Origin of the sequence: Embleya sp. NPDC005575 (assembly GCF_040605455.1) — a bacterium.
Taxonomy (GTDB): Bacteria; Actinomycetota; Actinomycetes; order Streptomycetales; family Streptomycetaceae; genus Embleya.
Genome location: NZ_JBEXCV010000264.1, coordinates 1 through 7,227 on the forward strand (window position 1 = coordinate 1; position 7,227 = coordinate 7,227).

General features: G+C 71.1%; 5 protein-coding genes and 1 pseudogene. 3 read left to right on the forward strand and 3 right to left on the reverse strand.

Annotation, left to right across the window (positions count from 1 at the left end; translation table 11 throughout):
* Positions 1-470: 470 nt before the first annotated feature.
* Positions 471-1,988, forward strand: a complete 1,518-nt coding sequence (locus tag ABZS54_RS41310; RefSeq protein ID WP_355548087.1) for an RNA polymerase sigma factor — start codon at positions 471-473, stop codon at positions 1,986-1,988.
* A gap of 372 nt (positions 1,989-2,360) precedes the next feature.
* Positions 2,361-3,200, forward strand: coding sequence for an SAM-dependent methyltransferase (locus ABZS54_RS41315; RefSeq protein ID WP_355548090.1), 840 nt, complete (start codon positions 2,361-2,363; stop codon positions 3,198-3,200).
* A gap of 111 nt (positions 3,201-3,311) precedes the next feature.
* Here the strand turns inward: ABZS54_RS41315 and ABZS54_RS41320 are convergent, their stop codons facing one another.
* Both ABZS54_RS41320 and ABZS54_RS41325 read right to left on the reverse strand, forming a co-directional pair.
* Positions 3,312-4,793, reverse strand: coding sequence for an MFS transporter (locus tag ABZS54_RS41320; RefSeq protein ID WP_355548092.1), 1,482 nt, complete (start codon positions 4,791-4,793; stop codon positions 3,312-3,314).
* Positions 4,790-5,320: a carboxymuconolactone decarboxylase family protein gene (locus tag ABZS54_RS41325; RefSeq protein WP_355548095.1), complete on the reverse strand. Its 531-nt coding sequence runs from the start codon at positions 5,318-5,320 to the stop codon at positions 4,790-4,792. Before ABZS54_RS41325 ends, ABZS54_RS41320 begins: the two co-directional genes overlap by 4 nt.
* Before the next feature lie 47 nt (positions 5,321-5,367).
* On the opposite strand from ABZS54_RS41325, the gene ABZS54_RS41330 reads away from it, so the two are divergent.
* The gene (locus ABZS54_RS41330; protein WP_355548098.1) at positions 5,368-6,798 is read left to right on the forward strand and encodes a PLP-dependent aminotransferase family protein; all 1,431 of its coding nucleotides are present in this window, start codon (positions 5,368-5,370) and stop codon (positions 6,796-6,798) included.
* A 138-nt stretch (positions 6,799-6,936) separates the two neighbouring features.
* On the opposite strand, the pseudogene ABZS54_RS41335 reads toward ABZS54_RS41330, so the two are convergent.
* A pseudogene (locus ABZS54_RS41335) lies at positions 6,937-7,227 on the reverse strand (monooxygenase); the annotation flags it as partial.

Here is a 7,227-nt window from a genome sequence, read left to right on the forward strand (position 1 = left end):
CCCGAGCCGGCGCCGAGCGAGCGGCCGAGGCGCGCTCGGCACACCGCGCCGGCCCGTCCCGTGCGTAACGCGGCGGAGGGCGGGCATTCTCAAGACAGGTTCAGGACCGCACGACCGACGCCGATGCCCGACCCCGATCCGCACCTCAACGAAAAATCCGACCCTCCGCATCCGGCGCTCGGATATCGTCGATCCCCGGCCCCGACGGCGGCGCCGAGCCCGAAACTGCGGGCTCACCGGCGCGACCGTGCAGATCAGCGGGCCGTCCCGCACACTGGGGAACCAACCGCACGAAGCCGCTGCGGACCGACGTGACCCAGGTCACGCTCGCGGGGGCGTAACACTTTTGCCGATCGGAGCGATGCCTTGAGTGGCGCCGGCAGCGCCGACGGGTCCGGTCCCGCGGATCCGTCATCGATTCGGTGTAGTTGCGGCGCCGCAGCATGCCCGCGTGAACCGAGAGGTTATTTGTGACCCCGAGCTCGTCCAGCACGCTTCCCAACAGAATCGCCGAATCGGAATCTCTGGTGGCGCTCATCGAGCGTGGCCGTGCCGAAGGATCGATTACCGGCGAGGACATACGCCGAGCCTTCGAAACCGATGCCATCCCTGCAACGCAGTGGAAGAGCATCCTCCGTAGCCTCAACGAGGTCCTCGATGAGGCCGGTGTGACGTTGACCGTCAACCCGGTCAAAGAGACCCAACGGAGAGACGTAGCCACAACTCGGCGATCTGTCAAGAAGACGCTATCCACGCGCTCAACCCGTGTCAAGAACACAGAGACCTTGCCCGCGCAAGTCACGCCCGCGGCAACGGAATCGGGAGAGTCCGTCGTGGAATCTGCTCCGAAGCCGAAGAAGGCTGCAGCCAAGAAGAAGACGGCGGCCAAGAAGACCACCACCGCCACCGAGACGACCGCGGTCGAGTCGCCCGCCCCCAAGGACGGCGACGAGGCACTGGTCGAAGAAGACCTGTTCGACGAGCCCGCGGAGGCCGCGGCCCCCGAGGTCGGTCCCAGCGGCTTCGTCCTCACCACGGACGAGGACGACGCCCCGCAGCAGCAGGTGACCACACCGGGTGCCACCGCGGACCCGGTCAAGGACTACCTGCGGCTGATCGGCAAGGTCTCGCTGCTCAACGCCGAGCAGGAGGTGTCGATCGCCAAGCGCATCGAGGCCGGCCTGTTCGCGTTGGAGAAGCTGGACTCCGAGCCCGGTCTCACGCCGCAGTTCCGGCACGAGCTCGAACTCGTCGCCGAGGACGGCAAGCGCGCCAAGAACCACCTCCTGGAGGCCAACCTCCGCCTGGTGGTCTCGCTGGCCAAGCGCTACACCGGTCGCGGCATGCTCTTCCTGGACCTGATCCAGGAGGGCAACGTCGGCCTTATTCGTGCGGTCGAGAAGTTCGACTACACGAAGGGCTTCAAGTTCTCCACCTACGCGACCTGGTGGATTCGGCAGGCGATCACCCGGGCCATGGCCGACCAGGCGCGGACCATCCGCATCCCGGTCCACATGGTCGAGGTGATCAACAAGCTGGCCCGCGTGCAGCGCCAGATGCTCCAGGACCTGGGCCGCGAGCCCACCCCGGAGGAGCTGGCCAAGGAACTCGACATGACGCCGGAGAAGGTCGTCGAGGTCCAGAAGTACGGCCGCGAGCCGATCTCCCTGCACACTCCCCTCGGCGAGGAGGGCGACAGCGAGTTCGGTGACCTGATCGAGGACACCGAGGCGATCCGCCCGGCCGACGCGGTCAGCTTCACTCTGCTCCAGGAGCAGCTGCACTCGGTCCTGGACACCCTGGCCGAGCGCGAGGCCGGCGTGATCTCGATGCGCTTCGGGCTCACCGACGGTCAGCCCAAGACGCTCGACGAGATCGGCAAGGTCTACGGGGTCACCCGGGAGCGGATCCGCCAGATCGAGTCGAAGACCATGTCGAAGCTGCGCCACCCGTCCCGCTCCCAGGTGCTGCGCGACTACCTGGACTAGGCAGGACCCCGGGTACGGACGGACCGCCACCCCGGCGGCCTCCGTCCGTACCCGGCGCCACACCCCCGCGCCACACCCCCCGGCCGCGCCGTCAGGGCGCCGGTCGGTGCGGGCCGCGGAAGAGGAATGTCGCGTCCCGAATCGAGGGCGGGTCCAGGAGCAGCATCAGCAGTCGGCTCGGACCCGGCCCCGTGCGGCGGCGTGCTGCTGTGCACATAACCGGCAGAGCCGTACATCACCCGACTTGTCCGCTCGCATGATCGCGAACTCCCGCCGGTGGCACGGCTATTGATGACGGGGGACGTTACCTGCGGTTTACCATCGGCAGTGTGCCGCACCACCCCCGACCGGCGGCCCGAAGGTGTTGAGATCATGTCCGAGAACGCTGGAGACCGCGTGTGGTCGACCGAGCCCGCCGGCGAGCGACCGCCGGCCGGAATCGACGTCAACGTGCCGAGCGTCGCGCGCATCTACGACTTCCTGATCGGCGGCAAGGACAACTACGCCGCCGACCGTGCCGTGGCCCGGAAGTTGATCGAGGTGGCGCCCGATCTCGAACACGACGCCGGCGCGCATCGCCGGATCCTGCACCGGGGCGTGCGATTCCTGGTCGAGCAGGGCATCCGGCAGTTCGTCGACATCGGGTCCGGGCTGCCGACCGCGCAGAACACCCACCAGGTCGCCCAGGCACTGGCCCCGGAGACCACCGTGGTCTACGTGGACAACGACCCGATCGTGCTCGCGCACGGTCGCGCACTGCTCGCCGAGAACGAGCGGACCACGGTGATCACCGCCGACCTGCGTGAGCCCGCGTCGATCCTGAAGAACCCGGACGTGCTGCGCCTGATCGACTTCGATCGGCCGGTCGCGCTGATGTTGCTCGGGGTGATCCACCACATCAACGACGACGAGGACCCGGCCGGTCTGCTGCACACCTACCTCGACGCGCTGCCGTCCGGGAGTTGGCTGTTCCTGACCCACTTCCTGCGCAGCGGGCCGGAGTCGGAGCGGATGGAGCAGGTGATGCAGGGCTCGCACAAGAGCGGGCGCTTCCGCGAGCGCGAGGAGATCGCGGCCTACCTGGACGGTCTCGAAACGGCCGAACCGGGCCTGGTCTACATCGACCTGTGGCGTCCCGAGGAACCGGTGGACGAGGCGACCCTGTCGGTCACCCAGCGCCTGGTCCTGGGCGCGGTGGCCCGCAAGCCGTAACGGCCGGTCGCGGACGCTGCCGGCAACGAGCCACGGCCCGAAGGCGGTTCGCGGGTGCGCGAACCGCCTTCGGGCCGAAGTTCGGGTGCAGGGTGGGCGGTCCACCCGCGATCACAGCGCCGCCGGGATCCGGGCCGCCGGATCGGTGGTCGGCGTACCGGTCGCGACCGGGTCGGGTGCCGAGGTGCCGCGGGCGAAGCGCAGCGCCACCAGGGCGGTCGCGCCGACGCCCGCGCCGGCGATCAGCACCGCCGTACGCAGCCCGGCCGGCGTCGACGAGTGGGCGTTCGCCACTGCGACCAGGATCGCCAGGCCTACCGCGCCACCGATCTGCTGGGCGGTGGAGGCCATGCCGGACGCGATGCCCTGCTCGTGGCCGGCCACGCCGACCGCGGCGGCGCCGAACATCAGCGTGTAGCCGGCACCCTGCCCCAGACCCAGGATCACGAAGCCGGGGACCATGGACGCATACGAGCCGTCGGCGGACATCGACAGGCCCACCACGACGGTGCCCGCCGCGCCGACGAGCAGGCTTGCGATCATCGCGGTGCGCGCTCCGAACCGGGTCGCCGCCCGGCCGCCGAGCAGCGAGCCGGCGGTGATCGCGAGCATCGGGACCAGGTAGGCCAGGCCGGTCTCCAGCGCGGTGTAGCCCTTGACCTGCTGGAAGTAGACGGTGAGGAAATAGGCGAGCGTGCCGATCGTCGCCATGTAGAGGAAGGTGACCGCCATGCCGGTGCTCAGGTTGCGACCGCGCAGCAGGCGCAGCGGCATCAGCGGGTCCGGGCTGCGGCGTTCGACGGCCAGGAACACGCCGATCAGGACCGCCCCGAAGGCGACGCTCGCCAGGATCGGCGCGGAGGTCCAGCCCGACTCGGGGGCCTGGACGAAGGCGAACACGATCGCGATGGTGCCGATGGTGGAGGTGAGTGCGCCGGCCAGGTCGAAACGGCGGTCGGCGCGCCGGGCGCCGTCCGTGGGAATCAGCCGGAGCGCGGTCAGCGCGGCGGCGCCGGCGAGCGGGACGTTGACGTAGAACACCGCCTGCCAGCCCAGGAATTGGGTCAGCACCCCGCCGAGCAGCGAGCCCACGATCATCCCGCTGCCGCCCGCCGCACCCCACACCGCGAACGCCCGGTTGCGCTCCTTACCCTCGGCGAACAGGGTACCGACCAGGGTCAGCGTCGCCGGGAACAGGAAGGCCCCGCCCACTCCTTGTACCGCGCGGGCCGCGATCAGCAGCCCGGGCTCACCGGCGAGGCCGCCGGCCAGAGAGGAGCCGGCGTACAGCGCCAGGCCCAGGACGAACATTCGGCGTGGTCCGTACAGGTCGCAGGCCCGGCCGCCGAGCAGCAGCAGGCCGCCGAACGCGACGGCGTACGCGCTGACCACCCATTGCAGGCTCTGCGCGGTGAAGCCGAGGCCGTCGCCGATCTCGGGCAGCGCGACGTAGACGATGTTGTAGTCGACGGAGATGATCAATTGGGCGAAGGCGAGCAGGGCCAGGATCAGCGCGGGGCGCCGGGGGTTCGTGGTGGTCTCGGTCTTCGTTTCGGGCCTGGTTTCGGTCCCGGTGCCCGTGGTGGTGGTCATCGCTGCTTCCCCCGTTCGTCGGTGCCGGCGACCTTGCCGGTGCCGATCGCGATTCGGTTCCAGGTGTTGATGGTGAGGATCAGGGCCATCAGACGGGCCAGTTCGCACTCGTCGAAGCGGTCCGCGACGTGGGCGTAGATGTGGTCCGGGACGCCGTCGACGGCGACCAGGGTCAGCGCCTCGGTCAGCGCGAGGGCGGCCTGTTCCCGCTCGGTGAAGAAGTGCGGGGCGTCCCGCCAGAGCGCGACCAGGGCCAGGCGTTCGTCGCTCGCGCCCGCCTTGTGCGCGTCGGTCCAGTGCATGTGCAGGCAGTACGCGCAGCCGTTGAGCTGCGAAGCGCGGACCTGGACCAGTTCGACCAGCGCGGGGTCCAGCCCCTCCCGGGCGGCGGCGTCGAAGCCGATCAGGGCTTTGAACGCCTTGGGCACGGCGCGGGCGAAGTCGATCCGGGCGGTTCCGTGCTCGGGGCGGGGATGGGGTTCGAGGTCGGCCTCGGTGGGCCGGTCGGTGCGGCGTTCGCTGCTCATGACGACGAATCTAGGCGCGAAGGCGACCTGGTATAGGGTGCAGTTCCATGTCGAAAATCGAGGTCAATTCGGCCGAGTGGGTCGGCCGCGACCTGCATCTCGAGTTGTCGGGTACGGGCAGCCGGCGGGCCGTGTTGATCCGCGCGATCCGTGAGGCGATCCGTACCGATCGGCTGGCCCCGGACACACCGCTGCCGCCGTACCGGTCGCTCGCGGCCGATCTGGGCATCGCCCGCAACACGGTCGCCGACGCGTACGCCGAGTTGGTCGCGGAAGGCTGGCTGACGGCGCGCCAGGGCTCCGGTACCCGGGTCGCCCGCCGGGCCGAACCGCTCGCCGCGCCGCGCCGCCGCGCCCGGACCGGGCTGCCCGCGCGGCCCGCCGGCTCCACGCACAATCTGCGCCAAGGGCAGCCGGACGCGTCGTCCTTCCCGCGTACCGCGTGGGTCGCATCGGCCCGCCAGGCGCTGAACGCAGCGCCGAACGAGGCGTTCGGGCCCGGCGATCCGCAGGGGCGCCCGGAGTTGCGGGCCGCGCTGACGGACTATCTCGCGCGGGCGCGCGGGGTGCGTACCCACCCGGATCGGATCGTGATCTGCTCGGGTTTCGCGCACGCGTTGCGGCTGCTGTTCGCCGGCGTGCTGCGCGGGCCGGCCGCCGTGGAGTCGTACGGGCTCGCCTTCCACCGCTCGATCCTGGCCGCCGCATCGATCCGCACGCTGCCCCTGCGCATCGACGAACACGGCGCCGACACCGACGCGTCGGCCGTCCTGTCGAGTGCGCGCGTGGCGGTGCTGACGCCGGCGCACCAATTCCCCACCGGTGGGCCGCTGTCGCCCGAGCGGCGGGTCGCGGCGCTGGACTGGGCGCGGGCCCGGGGCGGGATCGTACTGGAGGACGACTACGACGGCGAGTTCCGCTATGACCGGCGTCCGGTGGGCGCGGTCCAGGGGATGGATCCGGACCGCGTGGTGTACGTGGGCTCGGTCAGCAAGAGCCTGTCCCCCGCGATCCGGCTCGGCTGGATGGTGCTGCCCGAGCACCTGGTGGAGGACGTCCTGGCGGTGAAGGGCCTGCGCGAGGCGTGGGCCGGAGTCACCGATCAGCTCACCCTCGCCGACTTCATCGAGGGCGGCCACTACGACCGGCACATTCGCCGGATGCGCCGGCGCTACCGCGCCCGCCGCGACCACCTGCTCGCCGCGTTGGCCGAACACGCCCCGCACGTCACCGCGACCGGCATCGCCGCCGGCCTGCACGCCGTCCTGCGCCTGCCACCCGGCACCGAGTCCTCCACCGTCAAGGCCGCCACATGGCAGGGCCTGGCTCTCGACGGCCTCTCCGCCTTCCGCCACCCGGACGCGACGGGCCCGGCTCCGGACGGCCTGGTGGTCGGCTACGCGACGCCCCCGGACCACTCGTACCCGGCGGCGGTGGAGGCATTGTGCCGCTCGCTGCCGCCGGAGGAGGGCCGGTAGCGCGGTCCAGTCGGGCGGCCGAGTCCGAGAAGACGACGATTCGGGTGTGCTCGCGACGGAGGTCGCGCTCGGCGACGGTCTTTCCGCGACGACCGGCCGTTGCGCGTCCGGCGGTCGTGCCGGTACGACCGCCCCGGCCTACGCCAACGCGTTCACGATCGTGCCGAACGCCGCCGGCAGGCGGTGGGCCGTGGGGACGATCAGGCGGGCCGTGTGGGGGCGGGCCCGGGCGGTGAGGAGGGTTTCGGTGAGGATGCGGTGGCGGCGGGACAGCCGGCGCCAGTCGGCTTCGTAGCGCTCGGGGCGGCCCGCGACCAGGGCGGCGACCAGGGCCCGGGCCGAGGCCAGGGCCAGGGCGATGCCCTCGCCGGTGAGCGCGTCGGTGTAGCCGGCCGCGTCGCCGACCAGCAGGACGCGCCCCGCGACCCG

Bases quoted from the DNA above. Each gene is read 5' to 3' on its own strand.
- ABZS54_RS41330 (WP_355548098.1), top strand. From the start codon at position 5,368: ATGTCGAAAATCGAGGTCAATTCGGCCGAGTGGGTCGGCCGCGACCTG.
- ABZS54_RS41315 (WP_355548090.1), top strand. From the start codon at position 2,361: ATGTCCGAGAACGCTGGAGACCGCGTGTGGTCGACCGAGCCCGCCGGC.
- ABZS54_RS41320 (WP_355548092.1), bottom strand. From the start codon at position 4,793: ATGACCACCACCACGGGCACCGGGACCGAAACCAGGCCCGAAACGAAG.
- ABZS54_RS41325 (WP_355548095.1), bottom strand. From the start codon at position 5,320: ATGAGCAGCGAACGCCGCACCGACCGGCCCACCGAGGCCGACCTCGAA.